At 70.1% G+C, this 26,141-nt stretch carries 23 protein-coding genes; 17 read left to right on the plus strand and 6 right to left on the minus strand.

Annotated elements, in window-relative coordinates; genetic code table 11:
* Positions 1-17 precede the first annotated feature (17 nt).
* The 6 genes from ACFQ6S_RS13085 to ACFQ6S_RS13110 all read left to right on the plus strand — a co-directional run bounded on the left by ACFQ6S_RS13085 (position 18) and on the right by ACFQ6S_RS13110 (position 4,710).
* Positions 18-719, plus strand: a complete 702-nt coding sequence (locus ACFQ6S_RS13085; RefSeq protein ID WP_383407341.1) for an energy-coupling factor ABC transporter permease — start codon at positions 18-20, stop codon at positions 717-719.
* Positions 716-1,066, plus strand: a complete 351-nt coding sequence (locus ACFQ6S_RS13090) for an energy-coupling factor ABC transporter substrate-binding protein (protein WP_383407344.1) — start codon at positions 716-718, stop codon at positions 1,064-1,066. Before ACFQ6S_RS13085 ends, ACFQ6S_RS13090 begins: the two co-directional genes overlap by 4 nt.
* Before the next feature lie 3 nt (positions 1,067-1,069).
* Positions 1,070-1,819: a cobalt ECF transporter T component CbiQ gene (gene cbiQ / locus ACFQ6S_RS13095; protein ID WP_383407347.1), complete on the plus strand. Its 750-nt coding sequence runs from the start codon at positions 1,070-1,072 to the stop codon at positions 1,817-1,819.
* Positions 1,816-2,682, plus strand: a complete 867-nt coding sequence (locus ACFQ6S_RS13100) for an energy-coupling factor ABC transporter ATP-binding protein (RefSeq protein WP_383407350.1) — start codon at positions 1,816-1,818, stop codon at positions 2,680-2,682. Before cbiQ ends, ACFQ6S_RS13100 begins: the two co-directional genes overlap by 4 nt.
* 112 nt (positions 2,683-2,794) lie before the next feature.
* The gene (locus ACFQ6S_RS13105; RefSeq protein ID WP_383407353.1) at positions 2,795-4,291 is read left to right on the plus strand and encodes an APC family permease; all 1,497 of its coding nucleotides are present in this window, start codon (positions 2,795-2,797) and stop codon (positions 4,289-4,291) included.
* Between the two features lie 2 nt (positions 4,292-4,293).
* Positions 4,294-4,710 carry a universal stress protein gene (locus tag ACFQ6S_RS13110; protein ID WP_383407356.1) on the plus strand — a complete coding sequence of 139 codons (417 nt, stop codon included), beginning with the start codon at positions 4,294-4,296 and terminating at the stop codon, positions 4,708-4,710.
* A gap of 10 nt (positions 4,711-4,720) precedes the next feature.
* Here ACFQ6S_RS13110 and ACFQ6S_RS13115 read toward each other — a convergent pair whose 3' ends face one another.
* The 5 genes from ACFQ6S_RS13115 to ACFQ6S_RS13135 form a co-directional block, all read right to left on the minus strand.
* Positions 4,721-5,005 (minus strand): hypothetical protein, encoded by a 285-nt coding sequence (locus ACFQ6S_RS13115; protein ID WP_383409312.1) that lies wholly within the window; start codon positions 5,003-5,005, stop codon positions 4,721-4,723.
* A gap of 134 nt (positions 5,006-5,139) precedes the next feature.
* On the minus strand, positions 5,140-5,865 hold the full coding sequence (locus ACFQ6S_RS13120; protein ID WP_383407359.1) for a class I SAM-dependent methyltransferase: 726 nt from the start codon (positions 5,863-5,865) through the stop codon (positions 5,140-5,142).
* A 153-nt stretch (positions 5,866-6,018) separates the two neighbouring features.
* Entirely contained in the window at positions 6,019-8,454 is a 2,436-nt protein-coding gene (locus ACFQ6S_RS13125) for a SpoIIE family protein phosphatase (protein WP_383407362.1), read from the minus strand.
* 187 nt (positions 8,455-8,641) lie between these two features.
* Positions 8,642-11,029 carry an MFS transporter gene (locus ACFQ6S_RS13130; protein WP_383407365.1) on the minus strand — a complete coding sequence of 796 codons (2,388 nt, stop codon included), beginning with the start codon at positions 11,027-11,029 and terminating at the stop codon, positions 8,642-8,644.
* Positions 11,030-11,192: 163 nt separating this feature from the next.
* Positions 11,193-11,636, minus strand: a complete 444-nt coding sequence (locus ACFQ6S_RS13135) for an SRPBCC family protein (RefSeq protein ID WP_383407368.1) — start codon at positions 11,634-11,636, stop codon at positions 11,193-11,195.
* 191 nt (positions 11,637-11,827) lie between these two features.
* On the opposite strand from ACFQ6S_RS13135, the gene ACFQ6S_RS13140 reads away from it, so the two are divergent.
* The 4 genes from ACFQ6S_RS13140 to ACFQ6S_RS13155 all read left to right on the plus strand — a co-directional run bounded on the left by ACFQ6S_RS13140 (position 11,828) and on the right by ACFQ6S_RS13155 (position 15,644).
* A complete protein-coding gene (locus ACFQ6S_RS13140) occupies positions 11,828-12,865 on the plus strand; it encodes an Rv2578c family radical SAM protein (RefSeq protein WP_383407371.1) in 1,038 nt (345 codons plus the stop codon).
* Between the two features lie 163 nt (positions 12,866-13,028).
* Positions 13,029-14,606, plus strand: coding sequence for an alpha/beta hydrolase (locus ACFQ6S_RS13145; protein WP_383407374.1), 1,578 nt, complete (start codon positions 13,029-13,031; stop codon positions 14,604-14,606).
* A gap of 62 nt (positions 14,607-14,668) precedes the next feature.
* Positions 14,669-15,067, plus strand: a complete 399-nt coding sequence (locus ACFQ6S_RS13150) for a RidA family protein (protein WP_383407377.1) — start codon at positions 14,669-14,671, stop codon at positions 15,065-15,067.
* A gap of 40 nt (positions 15,068-15,107) precedes the next feature.
* Positions 15,108-15,644, plus strand: a complete 537-nt coding sequence (locus ACFQ6S_RS13155) for a GNAT family N-acetyltransferase (protein ID WP_383407380.1) — start codon at positions 15,108-15,110, stop codon at positions 15,642-15,644.
* A 6-nt stretch (positions 15,645-15,650) separates the two neighbouring features.
* Here the strand turns inward: ACFQ6S_RS13155 and ACFQ6S_RS13160 are convergent, their stop codons facing one another.
* On the minus strand, positions 15,651-16,226 hold the full coding sequence (locus tag ACFQ6S_RS13160; RefSeq protein WP_383407383.1) for an adenylosuccinate lyase: 576 nt from the start codon (positions 16,224-16,226) through the stop codon (positions 15,651-15,653).
* Positions 16,227-16,601: 375 nt separating this feature from the next.
* Between ACFQ6S_RS13160 and ACFQ6S_RS13165 the strand changes: the two genes are divergently transcribed.
* From ACFQ6S_RS13165 to ACFQ6S_RS13195, 7 genes are all read left to right on the plus strand, one after another.
* Complete coding sequence (locus ACFQ6S_RS13165; protein ID WP_383407386.1) at positions 16,602-18,407, plus strand: 3-hydroxyacyl-CoA dehydrogenase family protein; 1,806 nt, start codon at positions 16,602-16,604, stop codon at positions 18,405-18,407.
* Between the two features lie 187 nt (positions 18,408-18,594).
* Complete coding sequence (locus ACFQ6S_RS13170; RefSeq protein WP_383407389.1) at positions 18,595-19,407, plus strand: TetR family transcriptional regulator; 813 nt, start codon at positions 18,595-18,597, stop codon at positions 19,405-19,407.
* 599 nt (positions 19,408-20,006) lie between these two features.
* Positions 20,007-21,350 (plus strand): crotonyl-CoA carboxylase/reductase, encoded by a 1,344-nt coding sequence (ccrA, locus tag ACFQ6S_RS13175; RefSeq protein WP_383407392.1) that lies wholly within the window; start codon positions 20,007-20,009, stop codon positions 21,348-21,350.
* A gap of 17 nt (positions 21,351-21,367) precedes the next feature.
* A complete protein-coding gene (locus ACFQ6S_RS13180; protein ID WP_383407395.1) occupies positions 21,368-23,416 on the plus strand; it encodes a protein meaA in 2,049 nt (682 codons plus the stop codon).
* Positions 23,413-24,375: an HpcH/HpaI aldolase/citrate lyase family protein gene (locus tag ACFQ6S_RS13185; protein ID WP_383407398.1), complete on the plus strand. Its 963-nt coding sequence runs from the start codon at positions 23,413-23,415 to the stop codon at positions 24,373-24,375. Before ACFQ6S_RS13180 ends, ACFQ6S_RS13185 begins: the two co-directional genes overlap by 4 nt.
* 5 nt (positions 24,376-24,380) lie before the next feature.
* Entirely contained in the window at positions 24,381-24,893 is a 513-nt protein-coding gene (locus tag ACFQ6S_RS13190; RefSeq protein ID WP_093905754.1) for a MaoC family dehydratase, read from the plus strand.
* 3 nt (positions 24,894-24,896) lie between these two features.
* The gene (locus tag ACFQ6S_RS13195; protein WP_369173703.1) at positions 24,897-26,102 is read left to right on the plus strand and encodes an acyl-CoA dehydrogenase family protein; all 1,206 of its coding nucleotides are present in this window, start codon (positions 24,897-24,899) and stop codon (positions 26,100-26,102) included.
* The last annotated feature ends 39 nt before the right edge of the window (positions 26,103-26,141 follow it).

Below are 26,141 nucleotides of genomic sequence, written 5' to 3' on the forward strand. Positions count from 1 at the left end.
AGAGGGTCTGCTGAGCCATGCACATAGCCGAGGGTTTCCTCCCGCCGGCGCACGCGGTCGCCTGGGGCGTCGCGTCCGCGCCGTTCGTCGTCCACGGAGTACGGTCACTCACCCGTGAGGTCAGGGAGCATCCCGAGAGCACACTGCTCCTCGGCGCCTCCGGAGCCTTCACCTTCGTCCTGTCCGCGCTGAAGCTGCCCTCGGTGACCGGCAGCTGCTCGCATCCCACCGGCACCGGACTGGGCGCCATCCTGTTCCGGCCGCCGATCATGGCGGTCCTGGGCACCATCACCCTGCTCTTCCAGGCGCTGCTGCTCGCGCACGGCGGCCTGACCACGCTCGGCGCCAACGTCTTCTCGATGGCGATCGTCGGGCCCTGGGCCGGGTACGCGATCTACAAGCTGCTGCGGCGCTATGACGTGCCGTTGATGGTCGCCGTGTTCTTCGGGGCGTTCGTCGCCGATCTGTCCACCTACTGTGTGACCAGCGTCCAGCTGGCGCTCGCCTTCCCCGACCCGAGCAGCGGATTCCTGGGCGCGCTCGGCAAGTTCGGCTCCATCTTCGCCGTCACCCAGATCCCGCTCGCGGTGAGCGAGGGCCTGCTCACGGTGCTCGTGATGCGGCTGCTGGTGCAGTCCAGCAAGGGCGAACTGACCCGGCTGGGCGTGTTCCTCGCCAAGAAGCAGTCGCGGACCGAGACGGAGGCGGTGGCCCGATGAGCAAGAACACGAAGATCAATGTCCTGCTGCTGCTCGTCGTGGCCGCGCTCGCCGTGCTGCCGCTCGCGCTCGGCCTGGGCGACCACAAGGAGGAGCCGTTCACCGGCGCCGACGGCGAGGCGGAGACGGCGATCACCGAGATCAAGCCGGATTACGAGCCCTGGTTCTCGCCGCTGTACGAGCCGCCGTCGGGTGAGATCGAGTCGGCCCTGTTCAGCCTCCAGGCGGCCCTCGGCGCCGGTGTTCTCGCCTACTACTTCGGCCTGCACCGGGGCCGGCGGCAGGGCGAACAGCGGGCGCTGGTGCGAGAGCCCGCCGGCGAGGAACCGAAGGCCGACAAGGTCTGACGGGTGCTGCCGATCGACGCGGCGGCGCACAGCAGTCGCTGGCGCCGCCGTCATCCCGTGGACAAGGCCGTGCTCGGGCTCGGCCTCACCGTGCTCGCGATCTCGCTGCCGCCCTGGCCGGGCGCCGCGCTGGTCCTGGTCACCGCGCTCGCCGCGCTGATGGGTCCGGCGGGCGTGCCCGCGCGGCGGCTGTGGCGCGCCTATCGCGTACCGCTCGGTTTCTGTGTGACCGGCGCGGTGACGCTGCTGGTCCAAGTGGGCGGCCCGGAGGGCTTCGTGTCCCTCGCCGACGACGGGGGGCTGCGTGCCGGGGAGCTGCTGCTGCGCACCTCGGCCGCCTCTCTCGGCGTGCTGCTGTTCGCCTTCACCACGCCGATGTCCGATCTGCTGCCCCGTCTGGTGAAGGCCGGGGTGCCCGCGCCGGTCGTCGATGTCGCCCTGGTCACGTACCGCATGAGCTTCCTGCTTCTGGACTCGGTGCGGCGTATCCGGGACGCACAGGCCGCCCGGCTCGGCCACACCAGCCGGGCCGCGGAGTGGCGCTCGCTATCCGGGCTCGGTGCCACCGCGTTCGTGCGGGCCTTCGACCGGGCCACCCGGCTCCAGGCCGGGCTCGCCGGGCGCGGCTACGACGGCACACTGCGGGTCCTGGTGCCCGAGGCCCGGGTCTCCGTCCGCTTCACGGCCGCGAGTTGCGCCCTGCTCGCAGCGCTGGCCGCCCTCACCCTCGTACTGGAGAAGGCCCTGCCATGAGCGAGCCCACCGCCCTGGTCGCCCTGCGGGGCGCGTCCTACGCCTACGAGGACGGTCCCGTCGTGCTCAGCGGCCTCGACTTCGACGTGTGCGAGGGGCGCGCGCTGGCGCTGCTGGGCCGTAACGGCAGCGGAAAGACCACCCTGATGCGGCTGCTCAGCGGCGGACTCGAGCCGCGCGACGGCAGGTTGACGGTGGAGGGTACGGCGGTCCGGTACGACCGCAAGGGGCTGACCCGGCTGCGGACGACCGTGCAGCTGGTGGTGCAGGACCCCGACGACCAGCTCTTCGCCGCGTCCGTCGCCCAGGACGTCTCCTTCGGTCCGCTGAACCTGGGCCTGTCCGACCCCGAGGTGCGGGCGCGGGTGGACGAGTCGCTGGCCGCCCTCGACATCACCGCGCTGGCCGACCGGCCCACGCACCTGCTGTCGTACGGGCAGCGCAAGCGCACCGCCATCGCCGGGGCGGTCGCGATGCGGCCGCGCGTGCTGATCCTCGACGAGCCGACCGCCGGGCTCGACCCCGACGGCCAGGAGCGGCTGCTCGCCACACTCGACGGGCTGCGCGCGAGCGGCACCACGGTGGTCATGGCCACCCACGACGTCGACCTCGCCCTGCGCTGGGCCGACGACGCGGCACTGCTGACCCCGTCCGGCGTCCGCACCGGCCCCGCGCCGGCGATGCTGGCCCGCACCGACCTCCTGCGGCAGGCCGGACTGCGGCTGCCCTGGGGCGTCGCGGCGGCCCGGTTGCTCCGCGCGCAGGGGCTGCTGGACGAGACGGCACCCGGTCCGCGCGACGCGGACGAACTGGCGGCCCTGGCGGCGGCACAGACCACGCCGGCACTGCCGACCGACGGCTGACACAGGTCATGGTGGGCACATGGGTGATAGCTTCCGCGACCGCGCACGAAAGGCGGGGTGGGCCCTACGGTTCCCTGTTTCATGAGGTCACGCGCGACCGAAGTGAGGCAGCATGGCCGACGGCACCATGGACACCCACCCGCCCGAGGGGCTGAAAGCCAACGCGATCGGGTTTCTCGACGCACTCGTCATCGGCCTCAACGCCACCTCGCCCGCCTACTCACTCGCCGCGGCCATCGGCCCGGTCGTGGCTCTCGTGGGTGTCTACGCCCCGGGCGTCATGCTCGCGTCGTTCGTCCCGATGCTGCTGATCGCGTCGGCCTTCTATTACCTCAACAAGGTCGACCAGGACTGCGGGACGACCTTCTCCTGGGTCACCCGGGCGATGGGCCCGTGGGCCGGCTGGCTCGGCGGCTGGGCCATCACGATGACCGGGGTCCTGGTGGTCGGATCGCTGGCGGACGTCGCGGTGACGTTCGCGCTGCTCGCCGTCGGTCTCGACAGCTGGGCCGACAACGAGGTCGTCCGCCAGACGCTCACGGTGGTGCTCATCCTGGTGATGACGGCCGTGTGCGTCATCGGCACCGAGGTGTCGGCGCGCGTGCAGAACGTCCTGATCCTCGCTCAGGTCGCCTGTCTGCTCGCCTTCGCCGTGGTGGCGCTCTACCGGGTCTACGCCGACACCGGCACGCTCGACTCCGTGGATCCGGCGTTCAGCTGGCTGAATCCCTTCGGCGCGGGAGGCGCCGATCTGACCGCGGGTCTGCTGCTGGGCGTGTTCATCTACTGGGGCTGGGAGTCCGCGGTCAACCTCACCGAGGAGGTCGAGAACTCCGCCACCGCGCCCGGCGAGGCGGCCGTGTGGTCGACGGTCATCCTGCTGGTGACCTATGTGTCGGTCGCCTACGCGGTCGTGGCCTACGCCGGTCCGGCCTTCCTGTCCGAGAACGCCGCGGAGGAGGAGTTCATCTTCGCCCTGCTCGCCGACGAGGCGATGGGCGGCTGGGACTGGGTCGTACTGCTTGCGGTCTCGACCTCGGGTCTGGCCTCGACGCAGACGACGATCATCCCGGCCTCGCGCACGGCCCTGTCCATGGCGCGGCGGCACGCGCTGCCGGGCCACTTCGGGCACATCAGCCCCCGGTTCCGCACACCCGACGTGAGCACCTGGTGGGTCGCGGGCATCGCCATCGCCTGGTACCTCGTCGTCCGCCAGATCAGCGAGAACGCCCTGTTCGACTCGCTGACCGCGCTGTCCCTGCTGATCGCGTTCTACTACGCGCTCACCGGCATCGCCTGCGCGGTCTACTACCGGCGTCATCTCACCGAGAGCGTGCACAACTTCCTGCTCATCGGCCTCGGCCCGGTGGTCGGCGCCGGGCTGCTGGTCTGGCTGCTGGTCGAGTCGATCAGTGACATGGCCGATCCGGCCAACTCCTACAGCGGCGTCTCGTGGTTCGGGCTCGGCCCGCCGCTGGTCATCGGCATCGGCATCACCCTCGCGGGCGTGGTCCTCATGATCGTGTGGCGTCTGATGGCCCCGGCCTTCTGGTCGGAACGCCCGGAGGTGGCCGACCCCGATCTCGTGCACGGCGACAAGGAGCACTGAAGATGTCGGTCGTTCTCGGCTACGACGAGTCCCCGGGCGCGGTCCGCGCGCTGCACGTCGCCATCGAGGTGTCGGCCGCGTTCGGCGAGCCGCTCGTGCTGGTCTACGGCGCGGCGGCGCCCGGCGCCCTCGGCGAGGAGGCCGCCGCGCACCGCGACGCCGTCCAGGAGGTCGGCCGCACCGCCCTGTCGCACGCCGTCACGGTGGCGGACGAGGCCGGCGTGCCGACCGCCGTGGAGGTCATCGACCAGAAACCGGCGGAGGCGCTGATCGACGCGGCGACGCGCCATGCCGCCAGGGTCATCGTGGTCGGCAGCTGGGGTGAGAGCCCCTTGCGCGGGGCCCTGCTGGGCGCCACACCCCACAAGCTGCTGCATCTGTCGCGGACCCCGGTCCTGTGTGTGCCCACCGAACCGTGAGGCGCCGGTTTCAGGTCGCCGTGGCCGCGCCCTCCGTCCGCCCCGCCGTGCGGCCCGCCCCGCCGTGCGGCCCGAGAAGAGGCAGCCGCCGAGGAAAGGGGTCGTCGATCCCCCGGTCGCAGCCGCCCGTGCTCAGCCAGTCCTGCCAGGCCAGGTCGTGCGAGTCCTTGACGCCCATCGGCCGCTGCTCGGCGGAGTCGACGAAGAACAGGGCACGACGGGCGGCGGCAACGGGGGCACCGGTACGGCCTCCCACCGGGGGCGGATCCGGCGGCGCTCCCGCCTCGACCGGCATGAGCGTGCTCTCCGTCGCCGCGCTGCTCGCCGCGGGCTGGGTGGCCTACCGCAAGGCCCGTGACGCCAACTGATCGGCGGATGTGCGGAGTCGGCCCTCCGGGTGGGCAACGACCACCCGGAGGGCCTTCGCCGTCAGGCCGTCCGGCCCGCCACCAGCCACTTCGACGGCAGCTCGATGCGTGTGCCGTCGGGCCCGTACTCCGTGGTGATCAGGGGCAGTTCGCCGCTCGCGAGGACCGTGAGACCGGCCGCGCGCAAGAACTCGGGCACGGCGGCGTCGGCGACCTCACCGGGGGCGATGCCGTGCCGGAAGATGGGCGCCAGCTTGGGCGGCGGTCCCGAAGGGCTCTGCGCGAGGCCGACGAGGACGGGCTTCGCCGCCTCCGAGAGTTCCACCAGGAAGGCCCGGCCGCGCTCGCCGACCAGCGTGGCGATCCCGTTCACCATCAGCTGCCGGTCGTCCGGCTCGGCCTGGTGCAGCACACCCCGCATATAGATGTTGGCGTCAGCGAGCTCGGCGTGCAGCGTCTCCGCGTCGGTCTTCTCCACCGCGTCGAACACCCGGTACGTCGCCTGGCCCGCGGGGTCGGCGCGGCGGGCGTGCTCGACGGCCTCGACGGACAGGTCGGCGCCGACCACGCGCGGGAAGCGGTCGGCGAGGAAACGGGTCTGGGTGCCGTTGCCGCAGCCCAGATCCACCATCGGCAGGCCCGGATCGGTCAGGTGCGGCTCGAAGAGGGCCAGATGGCGTCCGGCGGTCAGGGCCGGCTCCGCGTCCCAGAACACCGCCCCCTGTTCTGCGGGGGCTTCACGCCAGAAACCCTCCCAGGCCTCCCGGTACCGATGCGTCACACTCATGACCGACTCCCCAGGTAGCGACGGCGGCCCATCGTGAAGTGACGGGCGAGTACGGTCTATCGCGGCCTGGTTTCAGCCACAAGCGCGCGGCGCATACCTTCACTCCGCATTCGACAACCGCGCGCCGTCGTACGCCTGTTGGGGCGCGCGTGGTCAGCGGCGCGGGAGCGTGAGTTCGAACCAGACGGTCTTGCCGGCGTTCGTCCGGCTGGCGCCCCATTCCCGCGCGAGCGTGCTCACCACGCGCAGCCCGCGCCCGGTCTCGTCGAGGGGGCCGGCGTGGAGCAGGTTGGGCAGATCGTGGGCGTCGTCGTCCACCTCGCACAGCAGTGTGTCGCCGCGGACGAGGCGCAGTTCGACCGGGCGGCTGTGGGAGTGCCGTACCGCGTTGGTGACGAGCTCGCTGACCAGGAGTTCGGCGGTGTCCCCGAGGCGGGCCAGGCCCCATGCGTGCAGCTGCTCGCGGACGACGGCGCGGGCACGGCCGGCCTCCGCCGGGTCGAGGGCGATCCGCCATGCGGCGACGTCCTGCGGCTCGATGCCGTTCAAGCGGGCCATCAGCAGGGCGACGTCGTCCTTGCGGCCGCCGCGGGTGTTGAGGGCGCGGATGATCATGTCGCAGGCGTCGTCCATGGACGCGGCCGGGTGGGCGGCGGACTCGCAGAGGGTCGCGAGCCCGACACCGATGTCTTCGCCCCGCACTTCGACCAGGCCGTCGGTGCACATCACGATCCGGTCGCCGGGCTCCACGCGCACGCGGACCGCCTCGAAGGGCACCCCGCCGACGCCGATCGGCGCGCCCGTGGGCAGGTCGAGCAGCTCGCTGCGCCCGTCGTCGGCGCGGACCAGTACGGGCGGGATGTGACCGGCGTTGGCGATCTGCAGTTCGCCGGCGATGGGGTCGTAGACGGCGTACAGGCAGGTCGCGAGGTAGGTGTCGCCGAGGCGCTGGGCGAGGTCGTCGAGGTTGCGCAGAAGCTGCGCGGGCGGCAGGTCGAGGGCGGCCATGGTCTGTACGGCCGTACGCAACTGGCCCATCATGGCGGCCGAGTTGAGGCCGTGCCCCATGACGTCGCCGACGACGAGGGCGGTACGGGCGCCGGGCAGTTTGACGGAGTCGAACCAGTCACCGCCGACGCGGCCCAGCAAGGTACCCGGCAGATAGCGGGTCGCGATGTCGCAGCCCGCCATGCGCGGCGGGATGTGCGGCAGCATGCTGTCCTGGAGGGTTTCTGCGACGCTCTCCTGGTAGGTGTACATGCGCGCGTTGTCGAGCACGAGGCCTGCGCGGGCGGCGAGTTCGGCCCCGGTGACGCGGTCCATGTCGTTGAACTCGACCCGCTCCGGGTGACGCAGCAGGATCATGAAGCCGAGCACGACATTGCGGGCCTTGAGCGGTACGACCAGCATGGAGCGGTGGGTGATCAGCGGCCGGATGTCGCGCTTCTCGAACTGCGAGGCGATGGCATGGCCCATCTGCTCGCTGATGCGCGGCACGAGCACCGGCTCGCCGGTGGTCATGCACTGGAAGAAGGGTGTGTGCGCCGGAAAGGGCATGGCCTCGCCGACCGGTACGACGTCGTCCCAGCGGCCGGGTTCGTCGGTGTGCTCGATGGCGACCCGGTGCCACATGGTGGTCGTGTCCGGCACGCCCTCGGCGAACCCCTCACCGGCGACGACCTGTTCGCGCAGATAGGTGCCGGCCACGTCGGTGAAGCGGGGCACGACCGCTCTGCTGACCTCGATGACGGTCCGCGCCAGGTCGAGGGAGGTGCCGATGCGGCCGCTGACCTCGTTGAGGAACTCCAGGCGCTCGCGTACGGCGGCGTACTCGAGGTCCTCGACCTCGTCGGTGTGCTCCTGCGCCAGGGGTAAGCCCTGGGCGGCGGCGCGGGCGGCCCGCTCGCGCCGGGCCCTGCGCTCCACTCGCCGTGGCACGCCCCAGTCGGGGGTGACGGGCACCCGGTCGTTCTGGCTGAACTCCAGGACGGGATAGCCCAGTTCGAGGATCTGCCCGACGATGCGGGCACCCTCCTCCACGCTCATGCTGGGCAGGATCTCGGGGAGTCTGCGGGCCAGTTCCTCGGCGCCGGGGAAGTCGGTGTGCAGGGCGAAGCCGGGTGCGACGCGCTCGTAACCGGGGTCGTCGTCGCGGTCCTCCTCCTGGAGCCGGCCCACGTCGGCGCCGAGCACGAGCATCCGCTCCGGGCCGGGTCCCACCAGCGGGTAGGCCCACCACAGCACGTCCACCCGGTCTCGCTCGGGCACCGTGAGGCGGGCCCGGCCCGCGGCGGGGTAGTAGAGCCGTCCGTCGAGGGAGGTTTCGAGATCGTGGCCGAGCCCGTCGTACGCCGAGTAGGCCCCGTACAGCGAGACGTCGTCGTCCTCGGGCAGCGCGCCGGAGACGGGCAGCAGATCGACCGCCGGGCGTCCGATCGCCTCCTCCTTGGCGGCGCCGAACAGGCGTCGTGCGCCGGAGCTCCAGTGGGAGACGAGGCCCTCGCGGTCCACGACGACCACGGCCAGCGGGATGCGTCCGGACACGGCGTGTTCCGTCACCGCGCCGTCGCTCTCGGTGCCACGGTCCATGGCCCAGGCCCTCTCTCCCCAAGGCTCCGCAAGATCTGCGCGCCCACACCACCGTACGGCTCCCTGCCGTGATGATGTGAGGCAATACGGGAATTGATGTGACGGGATCACAACGACGCGCGGGGGGCGCGAAGTTCCCGTCCGCGCGGCGTCCGCGCAGCACAGCCCCGGTGCGCGTGCACCGGCCTCAGTCCTCGTGCCCCAGCTGAAGATCGCGTTCCGTTCGGCCTCCACCGGCGACCTGGAGCACCGTTGCAACCGGCGGGTAACCCGCGGCGATGACGGTGTACTCCCCGGTGGACAGGTCGACGAACCGGAAGGTGCCGTCGGGGCCCGTGGTGAGCGTGTCCATCACGTTGCCGGCCGCGTCGAGGAGCGTCACGCGCGCGTCCTCGACGGGCCGTCCGCCGCCCGCCCGCACGGTGCCGCGCAGCAGGGCGCCGCCGGCGAGTTCGATGTCCTGGCGGGTCTCGCGGGCCGCCTTGACGGTGACGGGGACCGCGGCGGGGCGGAAGGCGGGCGCGCTGGCGGCGAGGGTGTACTCGCCGGCGACCAGTTCGGTGATGACGTAGCCGCCCTCGCGGCCGCCGCGGGTGGTGGCGACGACCTCGCCCTGGACGTTGGTGAGCGTGACGGTGGCGTCGACGGGTGTGCCGTCCGGGGTGAGCACCCTCCCGGCCAGGCGTCCGGCGCCGCCGAGGACGATGTCCAGTTCGACGGGGCGCTCGCCGACGGTCACGGTGACGGCCTGCGGCTGGTGGCCGCCCGCCGCGGCGATCATGACGTACGTGCCCGGGCCGGACGTGGCCAGCGCGTACCCCCCGTCCTCGCCGCTCGCGCCGCGGCCGACCTGCTGCCCGGCGATGTCGATGAGTGTGAGCGCCGCGCGCGGGACGATGGTCCCGTCGGGGTGCTGCACGGTGCCGTGGACGGGGACGCCGGCCGTGTGGGGTGAACGGGCCGGGGGGATCTGGGTGTTCACCGGCGCCGATTCCGTCTCCGGGGCCGGGGCGTTGTGGGACACCAGCGGTTTCTCCTTGAGGAAGAAGGCGATGAGCAGGCCGAGGACGAGCACCGGCACGAGGTAGAGGAAGATCCTCGGCATGGCGTCGGCGTAGGCCCGGATGTAGTCGTCGCGCAGCGCCGGGGGCAGGGCGTGGACGAGCTGCGGGGTGATGGACTCGGCGTCGGGCAGCTCGCCGCCCGTGTGCGCGGGGAGGCGTTCGGCCAGGGCGTCGGCGAGCCGGTCGGCGAACAGGGTGCCGAAGACGGCCGCGCCGACGCTGCCGCCGATCTGCCGGAAGTAGTTGTTGGCGCTGGTGGCGGTGCCGAGGTCGGCGGGGCGCACCGAGTTCTGCACGGCGAGGATCAGGACCGGCATCACCATGCCGATGCCCGCGCCGAGTACGGCCATCCAGAGGCTGTAGTGCAGCCGGGGCGTGTCGATCTCCAGGCGGGACAGCAGCCACATGCCGACGACCGAGAGGGCGCTGCCCAGCACGGGATAGATCTTGTACCGGCCGGTGTGGCTGATGAGCTGACCGCAGACGATCGAGGCGCCGACGATGCCGCCCATCATCGGCAGCATCAGCAGTCCCGACTCGGTGGCCGTGGCCCCGTCGACCATCTGCAGGTAGGTCGGCAGATAGCTGGCGGCGCCGAACAGCGCGACACCGATCACGAGGCCCACCAGGCCGGTGACGTTGAAGACGGCGTCCCGGAACAGCCTGAGCGGGATGAGGGGTTCGGCGGCGAAGTGCTCGGCGACGAGGAAGAGCACGGTGGCGACGGCGGCCCCCGCGCCGAGGCCGAGGATGACGTGGTCGTCCCAGGCGTACTCGGTCCCGCCCCAGCTGGTCAGCAGGACGAGGCAGGTGGAGGCGACGGCGAGCAGCAGCGAGCCGAGGATGTCGAGCCGGGCCCTGGTCCCGGGCTTCGGGAGTTTCAGTACGGCGGCGACGACGGCCAGGGTGACGAGGCCGAAGGGGACGTTGACGTAGAAGCACCACCGCCAGGAGAGGTGGTCGGTGAAGTAGCCGCCCAGCAGCGGTCCCGCGACCGAGGCAAGGCCGAAGGCGGCACCGATCAGGCCCATGTAGCGGCCGCGCTCGCGGGGCGGCACGATGTCCGCGATGATCGCCTGGACGCCGATCATGAGCCCGCCCGCGCCGACGCCCTGGATCGCGCGATAGGCGATCAGCTGGTCCATGGTCTCGGCCCGTCCGGCGAGCGCGGAGCCGACGACGAAGACGACGATCGCGAACTGGAAGACGCCCTTGCGGCCGAGGAGGTCGCCGAGTTTGCCGTAGACCGGCAGGCCGATGGTGGCGGTGAGCAGGTAGGCGGTGATCGCCCAGGACATCTTGTCCAGGCCGTGCAGCTCGCCGACGATCTTCGGCAGCGCGGTGGCGACGATCATCTGCTCCAGCGCTGCCAGCAGCAGCGCGAGCATGAGCGCGAAGAAGATCAACCGGACCCGGCGCGGGCCGAGTTCGGTCGCCCGTGCCGGTACGGGAGGAGGGACCTCCGGGGGTGCCGCGGCCGGTTCGTCCTCTACCAGAGTGCTTCCGCCCACGTACCGCTCCCCTCGTCGCGCTGCTGCACAATTCCCGCGTAAGCGAACAACTACGAGCAAGCGCGACGAGTTACGGAACAGGGTCGGACGACGAAGAGATCCACTCGATCCGGTGAGGCGGCCAACGACCGCCCGTGATCAGCGGGTTGAAAAGATCTCCGGGTTACTTCTCGACCTCGGTCGCGAGATTGGTGAGCATCTCGTCGTAGATACGGCCGAGACCCTTGGGCGCGAAGGTCTTCTCGAAGAAGCCGCCGATGCCGCCGGCGCCCTGCCAGGTGGTGGTGACGACGACCCGGGACTTGCCCTCACCGGCCGGGGTGACCCGCCAGACGGTGACCATGGAGGAGTTGCGGTCCTTCTCGACGAGTTCGCCGTCGGTGGGCTCGGTGACCTCCAGAAGGCAGTCGCGCACGCGCTTGCTGGTGGCCTGGAGCTTCCAGTGGACGAGGGTGCCCTCGCCGTCGCCGCCCTCGCGCACCTCGTACTCGCTGAAGTGCTCGGGCAGCAACTGCTGCCGGGTGCCGCTGTAGTCGGCGAGGGCGTCGAACACCTTCTCCGCGTCCGCCGCGACGACACGCTCCGTAGTGGCCTCGACCTGCGCCATTGACTTCCTCCAGGACCAGAGTTCTCGGGGTTGGGGCAAGCCAACCACCCCGCTCCCGGCCCGCCCAAATCGGGGTCCCGAACTGTTCCCCGAAGCGGTCGCACAGTGATCGAAAACGAAGCCGGCAGATAGGTCGCACGATCAAGGGAACATGTGTTCTATTCTAGGGTCAGTGCCAACGAGGAGGCGTCATGCGCTGGGAGAACCTCACCCTGGAGTCCGACCACAGCCGGGCCGACTCCGCGCTGTTCGGCGCGGACGCCGTGGTCACCCGCACCTTCGACACGCCCGAGTTCGCCGGGATCACGTTTCACGAGATCCGGTCCCGTTCGATCATCAACCGGGTTCCGGGCGCCTCGCGGATGCCCTTCGAGTGGACGGTCAACCCCTATCGGGGCTGCTCGCACGCGTGCGTGTACTGCTTCGCCCGCAAGACCCACAGCTATCTGGACCTCGACACCGGTCTCGGCTTCGACTCCCAGATCGTGGTCAAGGTGAACGCGCCGGAGCTGCTGCGCCGCCAGCTCTCCTCACGCCGCTGGCAGGGCGATCACATAGCGATGGGCACGAACGTCGACTGCTACCAGCGCGCGGAGGGCCGCTACCGTCTGATGCCGGGCATCCTCGCCGCCCTGCGCGACCACGCCAATCCCTACTCGATCCTGACCAAGGGCACGCTGATCCTGCGCGACCTGGAGCTGCTGAAGCAGTCCGCCGAGGTGACGGACGTCGGCATCTCCGTCTCGGTCGGCTTCACCGACACCGAGCTGTGGCGCACCGTGGAACCTGGCACGCCCGCCCCCGAGCGGCGGCTGGACGTCGTACGGACCCTGAGCGAGCACGGGCTCGGGTGCGGTGTGCTGATGGCGCCGGTGATTCCGTTCCTGAGCGACCACCCGGCCCAACTGCGGGCCACCGTGCGGGCGATCGCCGCCTCCGGGGCCACGTCCGTGACCCCGCTGGTGCTCCATCTGCGGCCCGGGGCCCGCGAGTGGTTCATGGCCTGGCTGGGCCGTCAGCACCCCTACCTGGTGCGCCGCTACGAGCGGCTGTACGCGGACGGCGCCTACGCCCCGAAGTGGTACCAGCGCCGGATCACCCGCCAGGTCCACGATCTGGCGCAGGAGTACGGCATCGGCCCCAAGCGCGCGGGGATGCCCCGGCGGATCGCCGAACCCGAGCCGGCCGAGTCCACGGCGACCGAACCGACCCAGCTTTCGCTGATCTGAGCGCAACTGATCTGAGCGCAATTGATCTGAGCGCATTGGAGCGCATCCCTCGACCCAATCGGGTCAAGTCTGGAGGGAACGAGTTCCTTCGGACACCCTCTCCGGGACTATGCGGCGAGGACCTCGACACTCGCGGTCCGAACCCTCCGTCCTGGGAGGACCCATGGGAAAACGCGCAGCCGTACTGTGCGGCGCCGCCGTCCTCGTGGCCGGGACGGTGACGGTCGTCCCCGCCCAAGCCCGCGCCACGCACCCCGCGGAATCCGCACCCGCCGCGCCCCTCACCTGGAAGCAGTGCGGCACCGAGAAGTACCCGACGCTCCAGTGCACGTCCTTGAAGGTGCCGCTCGACCACACCGATCCGCGCGGGCGGCAGATCAGCCTCGCGCTGTCCCGCGTCCCGCACACCGCGAAGAAGTACCAGGGCCCCCTGCTGGTCAACCCCGGCGGCCCCGGCGGGAGCGGGCTTGTGCTCGCCGGCTACGTCGCCTCCGCGCTGCCCAAGGCGGTGGCGGCCCAGTACGACGTCATCGGCTTCGACCCGCGCGGGGTCGGCAAGAGCAAGCCGGCCCTGAACTGCAGGCCCGGCCACTTCGCCCCGGTGCGCCCCGACTCCGTGCCGAGCACGGCGCGCACGGAGCAGGCCAACCTCCTGCGTGCCGAGTCCTTCGCGCGGGCCTGCGCGGAGAAGTACCCGGATGTGCTGCCGTACATCGACACGATCAGCGCGGTGCGGGACATGGACCGGATCCGCAAGGCGCTCGGCGCGCGGCAGATCAACTACTTCGGCTACTCGTACGGCACCTACCTCGGCGCGGTCTACGCCAAGCTCTTCCCGGAGCGGGTGCGGCGCGCGGCCCTGGACTCGGTCGTCGATCCGACCGGTGTCTGGTACGAGGACAATCTCGCGCAGGACGTCGCCTTCGACGACCGGCACCGCGCCTTCCTGGCCTGGGTCGCCAAGCACGACGCGACCTACCGGCTCGGCACCGATCCGGCGAGGATCGAGGCCAAGTGGTACGCGATGCGCGCGGCGCTGGCCAAGAAGCCGGCCGGCGGGAAGGTCGGGGCCTCCGAGCTGGAGGACACCTTCGTTCCCGGCGGCTACTACAACGGCTTCTGGCCCTATCTCGCGGAGGCCTTCGCGGCGTACGTGAACGACAGGAAGGCCGATCCGCTGGTCGAGGCGTACAAGAGGTTCGGTGCCTCCGACGCGTCCGACGACAACAGCTACAGCATCTACGCCACCGTGCAGTGCCGGGACGCCGCCTGGCCGCGTGACTGGGACCGGTGGCGGGCGGACAACCGGGCGGTGTACCGGAAGGCGCCCTTCATGACCTGGAACAACGCCTGGTACAACGCACCGTGCGCGTACTGGCCGACGGACTCGCTGCGTTCGGTGGACATCGCCAACAAGAAGCTGCCGCCGGTCCTGCTGTTCCAGGCGACCGACGACGCCGCCACCCCGTACCAGGGCGCCGTCACGGTCCACCGGCAGCTGGCCCGCTCCAGCCTCGTGGTCGAGCGGGGCGGCGGCAATCACGCCGTCACGCTGGGCGGGAACACCTGCCTGGACAGACATCTCGCCGCCTACCTGGCCGACGGCACGGTGCCGCGCGGCACGGGAACGGTCGACGCGGTGTGCGAGGCACAGCCCGATCCGAAGCCGAAGAGCTCCAAGTCCACGGCGACGGCGGCACGCGGTGCGGAACTGCATGAGCTGCTCGGGTTCCGTCCTTGAGTGCCTGAGCGGCCGGACCGCCCGTCGGGGGCGTTGTCAGTGCCATGGTCCACGATGGAGGCATGAGTGAGCTGACCAGGATTCCCGCCCCCGACGGCGTCGCCCCCGCCGCGCAGTACTCGCATGTCGTGCTCGGCACGGGCCGTTTCGTCGCCGTCTCCGGCCAGCTCGCCCTGGACGAGGCGGGCGAGCTCGTCGGCGAGGGCGACCCGGCGGCCCAGGCCCGCCAGGTCTTCGAGAACCTCGGACGCTGCCTGGCCGCGGCCGGGGCGACCTTCGAAGACGTCGTCAAACTCACCTACTTCCTCACGGACATGACCCATCTGCCGGCGATCCGCGCGGCCCGCGCACAGCACATCTCCGACGACCGTCTTCCGGCCTCGTCGGCCGTGCAGGTGGCAGGGCTGGTGCGGCCGGAGTTCCTGATGGAGGTGGAGGCGTACGCGGTGTTGCCGGGTTAATGGGACGCCGGCCGCCTGGTGCCACGCCTAGGGTCCCCTCATGGACGACGAGCGCATACGGATTTGCCCCATGACCCTGGCCGACTGCGACCGGGTCGCCGAGATCCGGGTCGGCGGCTGGCGGAGCGCCTACCGGGGCCTGATACCGCAGTCCCACCTGGATGGACTGGACGTGGCGCGGGATGCCGAGCGTAGGCGCGGACATTTCTCGCAGGGTGACGGGGGCGTGGTGGACCTGGTCGCCGAGCAGGACGGCGAGATCGTCGGCTGGGCCTGCCACGGGCCGTACCGCGACGGTGAAGTGCGGACCGAGGACGCCGAGTTGTACGCCATCTACATCGACCCCGGGCGGTACGGCGCCGGCATCGGGCACACCCTGCTCCAGGAGTCGGTGCGCCGCTGCAGGGCCGCCGGTCACGCTCGGATGCTGCTGTGGGTCCTCAAGGGCAACACCGGCGCGCGGCGCTTCTATGAGCGGGCGGGCTTCCGGGCGGACGGCGCCGAGGAGCCCTTCGAGGTGGACGGGGTCGAGGTGCCGGAGGTGCGGTATGCGCGGGAGCTGACGCCCGGCCACTGAGACGACTCACCGCTGATGGGGGATCCGCGCCAGCGCACGTACCGCCGCCTCCGCCAGGGACGGGTGGGCCAGGGCCTCGTTGAGGACCTGTCTGGCGCGGATGTCGCCCAGTGCGCCCAGGCCCTCCACACAGGCCAGGGCCACCCGGCGGTAGGGGTCGTGCGGGCGCAGGCGTCGCTCCAGGGTGGTGATGAGGGCGGGGACGGCCTCGGGGGCGCGCAGTTCGACCAGGAGGCGGACCGGGTGCAGCGCGTAGGCGACGCGTAGTTCATTGGTGGCGAGGGCGGCCGCCGCGCGAGCCGTGCGCGGGTCGCCGAGGCGGGCGAGGGCGTGGGCGGCGGAGACACAGCGCTCCGGATCGCGGTGGTTGAGCAGGAGGACGAGGGACTCGAAGGCCCGGCGGTCCCGGGCGAGGCCCAGCCGGAACGCGACCAACTCCCTGGCCCACAGCGGCTGTCCCGGCGCGGTGAGCACGCCCGCGAGTTCGTCGAGGTCCTCGGTCGCCACGAGGCGGTCGTACGCGGCCGACGCTCCCGACTCCTGCCGTAAGCGCTCCGTGAGTGATCGCAACTCTTCGTCCATGATGCCGAGCGTATGCAAGCGGCCCGCGGCACGGGACCTACATCACAAAGACGAGGGCTGGCGCGCTCGTTACCCACCGGTTAAGCTCATACGAGCGAGTTACCCACTCGCACATCTGCTTGCAGCGGCCTGGTGACGCAGCCGCCGCGAGTGCAGGTCGGTTCGGTACCTCATGTACCGCAGTACGACCCGGCTCCGGGACAGAGCCGGTCGGATCCACCGTTCCCCGAGGCGTGTGCGCGTTCTCGGCGACGGACCGGGCGTGTGCGCCAGTAGCCCGGCAACACCCGCACTCACTTCTCTCCGCACCCGGTGCGCCTCTTCGGCGCACCCGGGCGCGCTCCCAGTCGTCACCCTCATTTCTGGAGTCCCGCGATGGCCACTCCCCTGTCCGACACCCCTCTGTCCCCGCTCAAGACCGTTGCCGTCGTCGGCCTCGGCACCATGGGCACCGGCATCGCCGAGGTCCTGGCCAAGGCCGGTCGCGAGGTGATCGGCATCGACATCAGCGAGGCCGCGACCGCCAACGCCGTCGCCGCCCTGGAGTCCTCGACCGCCCGTGCCGTGGAGCGCGGCAAGATCACCGAGGACGAGCGCGCGGACGCCCTCGCCCGCGTCCGTACCTTCACCGACCTGCGGGCCGCCGCCGACGCGGACCTGGTCATCGAGGTGGCTCCGGAGTCGTACGAGATCAAGCAGCAGATCTTCCGCGAGCTGGACGGGATCGTGCGCCCCGAGACGATCCTGGCGACCGGCACCAACGCCCTGTCGGTGACGCGGCTGGCCGCCGACTCGTCCCGCCCGGAGCGGGTGCTCGGGCTGCACTTCTTCAACCCGGCTCCGGCGATGCGGCTGGTCGAGGTCGTCTCCTCGGTGCTGACCGCGCCGGCGGCCGTCTCCGCGGTCACCAACCTCGCCCTGGACCTCGGCAAGGAGCCCGTCGCGGTCGGCGACCGGCCCGGATTCGTCGCCGACGGGCTGCTCTTCGGCTACCTCAACCAGGCGGCCGCGATGTACGAGGCCAAGTACGCCTCCCGCGAGGACATCGACGCGGCGATGCGGCTGGGCTGCGGACTGCCGATGGGCCCGCTGGCCCTGCTCGACCTGATCGGCATCGACACGGCGCGCACGGTCCTGGACGCCATGTACACCGAGTCCCGCGACCGGCTGCACGCCCCGGCGCCGATCCTCAAGCAGCTCAGCGAGGCGGGCCTGACGGGCCGTAAGTCGGGCCGCGGCTTCTACACCTACGAGGCTCCCGGCAGCGCCACCGTCGTGCGGGACGCGCTGTCGCCGCTGGAGGGCGCCGCCCTCACGCCGGGCCGCGAGGTCCGCTCGGTCGGCGTCGCGGGCTCCGGCACCATGGCGTCCGGTATCGCGGAGGTCTTCGCCAAGGCCGGGTACGAGGTCGTGCTGGCCGCCCGCAGCGAGGAGAAGGCGCAGACCGCGAAGGCCCGGATCGGCAAGTCGCTCTCGCGCTCCGTCGACAAGGGGCGGATGACCGCCGAGGCCGCCGCGCAGACCCTGGACCGGATCACCGCGGCGGGCACCTACGACGCGTTCGCCGACGTCGATCTGGCCGTCGAGGCGGTCGCCGAGGACCTGGAGATCAAGCAGCAGCTGTTCGCGACGCTGGACAAGGTCTGCAAGCCGGGCGCGGTGCTCGCCACCACCACCTCGTCGCTGCCCGTCGTCGCCTGTGCCCGCGCCACCTCGCGTCCCCAGGACGTGATCGGCATGCACTTCTTCAACCCGGCGCCGGCGATGAAGCTGGTCGAGGTCGTCCGTACGGTCCTGACGGCCGACGACGTCCACGCGACCGTCCGCGAGGTCTGCGGCAAGATCCGCAAGCACGCCGTGGACTGCGGTGACCGGGCCGGATTCATCGTGAACGCGCTGCTGTTCCCGTACCTGAACAACGCGATCAAGATGGTGCAGGAGCACTACGCCACGCTCGACGACATCGACGCGGCGATGAAGCTGGGCGGCGGCTACCCGATGGGCCCGTTCGAGCTGCTGGACGTCGTCGGACTCGATGTCTCCCTCGCCATCGAGAAGGTCCTGCACCGCGAGTTCCGCGACCCGGGCCTCGCTCCGGCGCCGCTCCTGGAGCACCTGGTGGCCGCGGGCTGCCTCGGCCGCAAGACGGGCCGCGGCTTCCGCGAATATGCCCGGCGCTAAGGGGCGTCCCGGCGACTGGTTCAGAGACGGTCAGGAGTGGGGCGGGCTGCTGGACCCCGGCAGCTCTCCCCCGGCCTCCCGGCGCGGCCCGGTCCCACCCGCCGAACCCGGCGCTCCCCCGCCCGCCCAGGGCGGGGGAAACCCCGTACATGCGCATCAAGCTGCGCACATGCAGTACGTTCGGGTCATGTCCCAGCCCGCCAAGTCCTCACGTACCTCAGCCACGCCCGACGCGCCGGAAAGTGCCGCCGGCAGTCGCGCGGCCGCCCAACGGCTCAAGATGCGCCGCGAACTGGCGGCCGCGGCGATGGAGCTGTTCGCGACCAAGGGGTACGAGGCGACCACCGTCGACGAGATCGCGGCCGCGGCCGGGGTCGCCCGCCGCACCTTCTTCCGCCACTTCCGCTCCAAGGAAGAGGCGATCTTCCCCGACCACGACGACACCTTGATCCGCGCGGAGGCGGTGCTCAACGCGGCCCCCGCGCACGAGCACCCGCTCGACACCGTGTGCCGGGGCATCAAGGAAGTCATGAAGATGTACGCGGCCCGGCCGGAGATCTCGGTCGCCCGCTACAAGCTCACGCGCGAGGTGCCCACCCTGCGCGAGGCGGAGATCGCTTCGGTGGCCCGCTACGAGCGCCTGTTCACCCGCTACCTCCTCGGCCACTTCGACGAGCACGCGCACGACGACGACGCCAATGACGACCCGCTGCTGGCGGAGGTCGCCGCGTCCGCCGTGGTCACCGCGCACAACCACGTCCTGCGGCGCTGGCTGCGCGCGGGCGGCCAGGGCGACGTGGAGTCGCAGCTCGACCACGCCTTCGCGATCGTGCGCAGGACGTTCGGGACCGGGATCGGGGCGGGCCGGGACACCACCCCGCGCACGGCGCCGGCGTCCATGGCGGCGCAGGGCGAGGTGCTGGTGACGGTGGCCAGGACGGACGCGCCGCTGGACGAGGTGATGCGCACCATCGAGCAGGCGCTGAAGGAGCGGGCTTAGGGCAACCGGTCCGGGGCCCCTGGACGGGGGCGCCGCCGGAGGTCGCGCTGCCGGCGCCAGGGGCCCGGCCACGCCGCCGGCCCGATCCACCCGCCGCGAACTGTGCCGCGGCCCCGGGTCCACCTCTCCTGTGAGCATCCCGCCGCCGTGAAGCCGTAGCCCTTCCGGCGGCCATCTCGATCCGCACTCCGAGCGAGGCGCACCCCTGCCGTCTTCTGGATGACCGCAGGCGACCGATAGCGCCCGATTAGCACCTACTCGCCGGTAGCTTTGATCGATCATCGCTCATTTGTTACGTAAAGATTTCATCTGAGAGCAAGTTCTGGCACTCGGTGCCTTGCCGGATGACACGCCGTGCCATACGTTGAAAGTGTCCGGGCGGCCGGCGTGCAGAGACCTTTCGTACGTCGGCTGTCCCCGCAAGCTCCTCCCGGGGCCTGCGCGCCCGGACGCCTGCGTCACAGGCAACCTCCCGCGCCACAAAGCGCTGCCGAACAGCACAGATCGCCGAACCGACGGCAACCCTCAAAAACCCTCAGCAGCACCGACGTAACCCTCAGCACCCCTCCCTCAGGGTGCGTACCGCCGGAGGCAACACCGTGACCGTGAAGGACATCCTGGACGCGATCCAGTCGCCGGACTCGACGCCGGCCGACTTCGCCGCTCTGCCGCTCCCCGAGTCGTATCGCGCGATCACCGTGCACAAGGACGAGACGGAGATGTTCGCGGGTCTGGAGACCCGCGACAAGGACCCGCGCAAGTCGATCCACCTCGACGAGGTGCCCCTGCCCGAACTGGGCCCGGGTGAGGCCCTGGTGGCCGTCATGGCCTCCTCGGTCAACTACAACTCGGTGTGGACCTCGATCTTCGAGCCGCTGTCGACCTTCGGCTTCCTGGAGCGCTACGGCCGCGTCAGCGAGCTCACCAAGCGGCACGACCTGCCGTACCACATCATCGGCTCCGACCTCGCGGGCGTCGTCCTGCGCACCGGCCCGGGTGTCAACTCCTGGAAGCCCGGTGACGAGGTCGTCGCGCACTGTCTGTCCGTCGAGCTGGAGTCCAGCGACGGCCACAACGACACCATGCTCGACCCCGAGCAGCGCATCTGGGGCTTCGAGACCAACTTCGGCGGTCTCGCGGAGATCGCGCTGGTCAAGTCCAACCAGCTGATGCCCAAGCCGGGTCACCTCAGCTGGGAGGAGGCCGCCGCCCCGGGCCTGGTCAACTCCACCGCGTACCGCCAGCTGGTGTCCCGCAACGGCGCCGGCATGAAGCAGGGCGACAACGTCCTGATCTGGGGCGCGAGCGGTGGCCTGGGCTCGTACGCCACGCAGTTCGCGCTGGCCGGCGGCGCCAACCCGATCTGCGTCGTGTCCTCACCGCAGAAGGCGGACATCTGCCGGGCGATGGGCGCCGAGGCGATCATCGACCGCAACGCCGAGGGCTACAAGTTCTGGAAGGACGAGACCACCCAGGACCCGAAGGAGTGGAAGCGCTTCGGCAAGCGCATCCGCGAATTCACCGGCGGCGAGGACATCGACATCGTCTTCGAGCACCCCGGCCGCGAGACCTTCGGCGCGAGCGTCTTCGTCACCCGCAAGGGCGGCACCATCACCACCTGCGCCTCGACCTCGGGCTACATGCACGAGTACGACAACCGCTACCTGTGGATGTCCCTGAAGCGGATCATCGGCTCGCACTTCGCCAACTACCGCGAGGCCTGGGAGGCCAACCGGCTCATCGCGAAGGGCAAGATCCACCCCACCCTGTCCAAGGTCTACTCCCTGGAGGAGACCGGCCAGGCCGCGTTCGACGTGCACCGCAACCTCCACCAGGGCAAGGTCGGCGTTCTCTGCCTCGCCCCCGAGGAAGGCCTCGGCGTGCGCGACGAGGAGATGCGCGCCAAGCACATCGACGGCATCAACCGCTTCCGCAACGTCTGAGACACCCGGGGTCATAGATGACTGAGCGTCAGAACGCCGACGGGGCAAGGGAGAAGGACCGGCCGTGGCTCATGCGCACGTATGCCGGTCACTCCACGGCCGAGGCGTCCAACGAGCTGTACCGGCGCAACCTCGCCAAGGGGCAGACCGGCCTGTCGGTCGCGTTCGACCTGCCCACGCAGACCGGCTACGACTCCGACCACATCCTCGCCCGCGGCGAGGTCGGCCGGGTCGGCGTACCGGTGGCCCATCTCGGTGACATGCGCCGGCTGTTCCAGGACATCCCCCTGGAGCAGATGAACACCTCGATGACGATCAACGCCACCGCCATGTGGCTGCTGGCGCTCTATCAGGTCGTCGCCGAGGAGCAGGGTGCGGACATCACCAAGCTCCAGGGCACGACCCAGAACGACATCGTCAAGGAATACCTGTCGCGGGGAACCCATGTCTTCCCGCCGGAGCCCTCACTCCGGCTGACGACGGACATGATCGCGTACACGGTCTCCCACATCCCGAAGTGGAACCCGATCAACATCTGCAGCTACCACCTGCAGGAGGCGGGCGCCACGCCGGTCCAGGAGATCGCGTACGCGATGTCCACCGCGATCGCGGTTCTCGATGCCGTACGCGACTCAGGGCAGGTCCCCGCCGAGAAGTTCGGGGACGTCGTGGCCCGTATCTCCTTCTTCGTGAACGCGGGTGTCCGCTTCATCGAGGAGATGTGCAAGATGCGGGCGTTCGGGCGGATCTGGGACCAGGTCACGCGCGAGCGGTACGGCATCGAGAACCCCAAGCAGCGCCGCTTCCGGTACGGCGTCCAGGTCAACTCCCTCGGTCTGACCGAGGCGCAGCCGGAGAACAACGTCCAGCGGATCGTGCTCGAGATGCTGGCCGTGACCCTGTCGAAGGACGCACGCGCGCGTGCCGTGCAGCTGCCGGCCTGGAACGAGGCGCTGGGCCTGCCCCGGCCCTGGGACCAGCAGTGGTCGCTGCGCATCCAGCAGGTCCTGGCGCACGAGAGCGACCTGCTGGAGTACGCGGACATCTTCGACGGCTCGCACGTCATCGAGGCGAAGGTCGCGGGGCTGGTCGAGGAGTCGCTCGCCGAGATCGAGCGGATCCAGGAGATGGGCGGCGCGATGGCCGCCGTCGAGTCGGGCTACCTCAAGTCGCAGCTCGTCTCCTCGCACGCCGAGCGCCGGGCCCGGATCGAGTCCGGCCAGGAGAAGATCATCGGCGTCAACATCTTCGAGACGACCGAGCCCAACCCGCTGACGGCGGACCTGGACACCGCGATCCAGACGGTGGACCCGGCCGTCGAGGCCCGGGTGATCGCGGGCCTGGAGAACTGGCGCGACACCCGCTACCAGCCGCCCTTCAACCACCCTCGCCCCTGCAAGGCGCTGGAGAAGCTGAAGGAGGCCGCCAAGGGCACCGGAAACCTCATGGAGGCCACCCTGGAGTGCGCCCGCGCCGGTGTCACGACCGGCGAGTGGTCCGGGGCGCTGCGCGAGGTGTTCGGGGAGTTCCGGGCGCCGACCGGTGTCTCCTCGGCACCGGTGGCGGTCCCGGCGGAGGAGGGCTCGGCCATGGCCGACGTCCGCCGCAAGGTCGACCTGACCGCCAGGGACATGGGCGTCGGCAAGCTGCGCTTCCTGGTCGGCAAGCCCGGCCTGGACGGGCACTCCAACGGCGCCGAGCAGATAGCGGTGCGGGCCCGTGACGCCGGCTTCGAGGTGGTCTACCAGGGCATCCGGCTGACGCCGGAGCAGATCGTGGACGCGGCCCTCGCGGAGGACGTGCACGCGGTGGGCCTGTCGATCCTCTCCGGTTCGCACGCCCAGCTGGTGCCGGACGTCCTGGAGCGGCTCCGTGTGGCCGGTGCCACAGATATACCCGTGATCGCCGGTGGCATCATCCCGAATGGGGACGCCGAGCAGCTCCGGGCCGCCGGAGTGGCCGCCGTCTTCACCCCGAAGGACTTCGACATCACCGGAATCATCGGCCGCATCGTCGACGAGATCCGGAAAGCGAACAAGCTCGACCCCCTGGAGGTCCCCGCATGACGACCGTCAACCGCCTTCGCCCGCGGCGCTCCTGCCTGGCTGTACCGGGCTCGAACCCGCGCTTCCTCGAAAAGGCGCAGGGTCTGCCGGCTGACCAGGTCTTCCTCGACCTTGAGGACGCGTGCGCGCCGCTGGCCAAGCCCGAGGCGCGGCACACCATCGTCAAGTTCCTCAACGAGGGCGACTGGACGGGCAAGACGAGGGTCGTGCGCGTCAACGACTGGACGACCGAGTGGACGTACCGCGACGTCGTGACCGTCGTCGAGGGTGCCGGCCAGAACCTCGACTGCATCATGCTGCCGAAGGTGCAGACGGCCCAGCAGGTCGTGGCCCTCGACCTCCTGCTGACCCAGATCGAGAAGACGATGGGCTTCGAGGTCGGCAAGATCGGCATCGAGGCGCAGATCGAGAACGCCCAGGGCCTGAACAACGTCAACGAGATCGCGACGGCGTCCCAGCGCGTCGAGACCATCATCTTCGGCCCGGCCGACTTCATGGCGTCCATCAACATGAAGTCGCTGGTCGTGGGCGAGCAGCCGCCCGGCTACCCGGCGGACGCCTACCACTACATCCTGATGAAGATCCTGATGGCGGCCCGCGCCAACAACCTCCAGGCGATCGACGGCCCCTACCTCCAGATCCGCAACGTCGACGGCTACCGCGAGGTCGCCCAGCGCGCCGCGGCGCTCGGCTTCGACGGCAAGTGGGTGCTGCACCCGGGCCAGGTCGAGGCGTCCAACGAGATCTTCTCGCCGTCGCAGGAGGACTACGACCACGCCGAGCTGATCCTGGACGCGTACGACTACTACACGTCCGAGGCGGGCGGCATGAAGGGCTCCGCGATGATCGGCGACGAGATGATCGACGAGGCCAGCCGCAAGATGGCCCTGGTCATCTCCGGCAAGGGACGCGCCGCCGGTATGCAGCGCACGTCGAAGTTCGAGATCCCGGAGGCCTGAGCGCGATGCAGTTCGGACGCACCTACGAGGAGTTCGAGGTCGGGGCGACGTACAAGCACTGGCCCGGCAAGACGGTCACCGAGTACGACGACCACCTGTTCTGTCTCCTCACCATGAACCACCACCCGCTCCACATGGACACGAACTATGCGGAGAAGACGACGGACTTCGGCAAGAACGTCGTCGTCGGGAACTACATCTACTCCCTGTTGCTCGGCATGTCCGTGCCGGACATCTCCGGCAAGGCGATCGCCAACCTGGAGATCGAGTCGCTCAAGCACGTGGCGCCGACCTTCCACGGCGACACGATCTACGGCCAGACGACCGTGCTGGACAAGTGGCCGTCGAAGTCGAAGAACGACCGCGGGATCGTCTACGTCGAGACCAAGGGCTACAAGCAGGACGGCACGCTGGTCTGCGTGTTCCGCCGCAAGGTGATGGTGCCGACCGAGACGTACATCAAGGAGCGCGGCGGCGAGCAGCCCGGCCGCCCTGAGCTCAAGTCGCAGGAGAAGTAAGCCATGGCCCGTCTCGCCCAGACCGCAGGTCTGACCGACATTCAGCAGGAGATCCTCTCCACCGTCCGCGACTTCGTGGACAAGGAGATCATCCCGGTCGCGACCGAGCTGGAGCACCGCGACGAGTACCCGCAGCAGATCGTCGACGGTCTCAAGGAACTGGGCCTGTTCGGCCTGATGATTCCCGAGGAGTACGGCGGTCTGGGCGAGTCGCTCCTCACCTACGCCCTGTGCGTCGAGGAGATCGCCCGCGGCTGGATGTCGGTGTCCGGCATCATCAACACGCACTTCATCGTGGCGTACATGCTCAAGCAGCACGGCACGCAGGAGCAGAAGGACCACTTCCTGCCGAGGATGGCGGCCGGCGACATTCGCGGCGCCTTCTCGATGTCGGAGCCGGCCCTGGGCTCCGATGTGTCGGCCATCACGTCGAAGGCGGTCAAGGACGGCGAGGAGTACGTCCTCAACGGCCAGAAGATGTGGCTGACGAACGGTGGAACGTCAAGTCTGGTCGCCGTTCTCGTCCGAAGTGACGAAGGACACCCCGAGGGCACCGCCCCCCACAAGTCGATGACGACCTTCCTCGTCGAGAAGGAGCCCGGCTTCGGAGAGGTCCGCCCCGGCCTCACCATCCCCGGCAAGATCGACAAGATGGGCTACAAGGGCGTCGACACGACCGAGCTCATCATGGACGGCCTGCGCATTCCGGCCAATCGGGTGCTCGGCGGCGTCACCGGCCGAGGTTTTTACCAGATGATGGACGGCGTCGAGGTCGGCCGCGTCAATGTGGCGGCGCGTGGCTGTGGCGTCGCTCAGCGTGCCTTCGAGCTCGGTGTCCAGTACGCCCAGCAGCGACACACCTTCGGCAAGCCGATCGCCCAGCACCAGGCCATCCAGTTCAAGCTGGCCGAGATGGCTACCAAGGTCGAGGCCGCGCATGCCATGATGGTGAACGCGGCACGCAAAAAGGACTCCGGGGAACGAAACGACCTTGAGGCTGGGATGGCGAAGTACCTCGCCTCCGAGTACTGCAAGGAGGTCGTGGAGGATGCCTTCCGGATCCACGGCGGCTACGGCTTCTCCAAGGAGTACGAGATCGAGCGCCTCTACCGTGAGGCTCCGATGCTGCTGATCGGTGAAGGTACCGCCGAGATCCAAAAAATGATCATTGGTCGCAGGCTGCTCGAAGAGTATCGGTTCCAGGGCTGAATATCCGGATACGGGGTGTTTTCTTGGAGAAGAAGATCA

Origin of the sequence: Streptomyces sp. NPDC056479 (assembly GCF_042795335.1) — a bacterium.
Classification (GTDB): domain Bacteria; phylum Actinomycetota; class Actinomycetes; order Streptomycetales; family Streptomycetaceae; genus Streptomyces.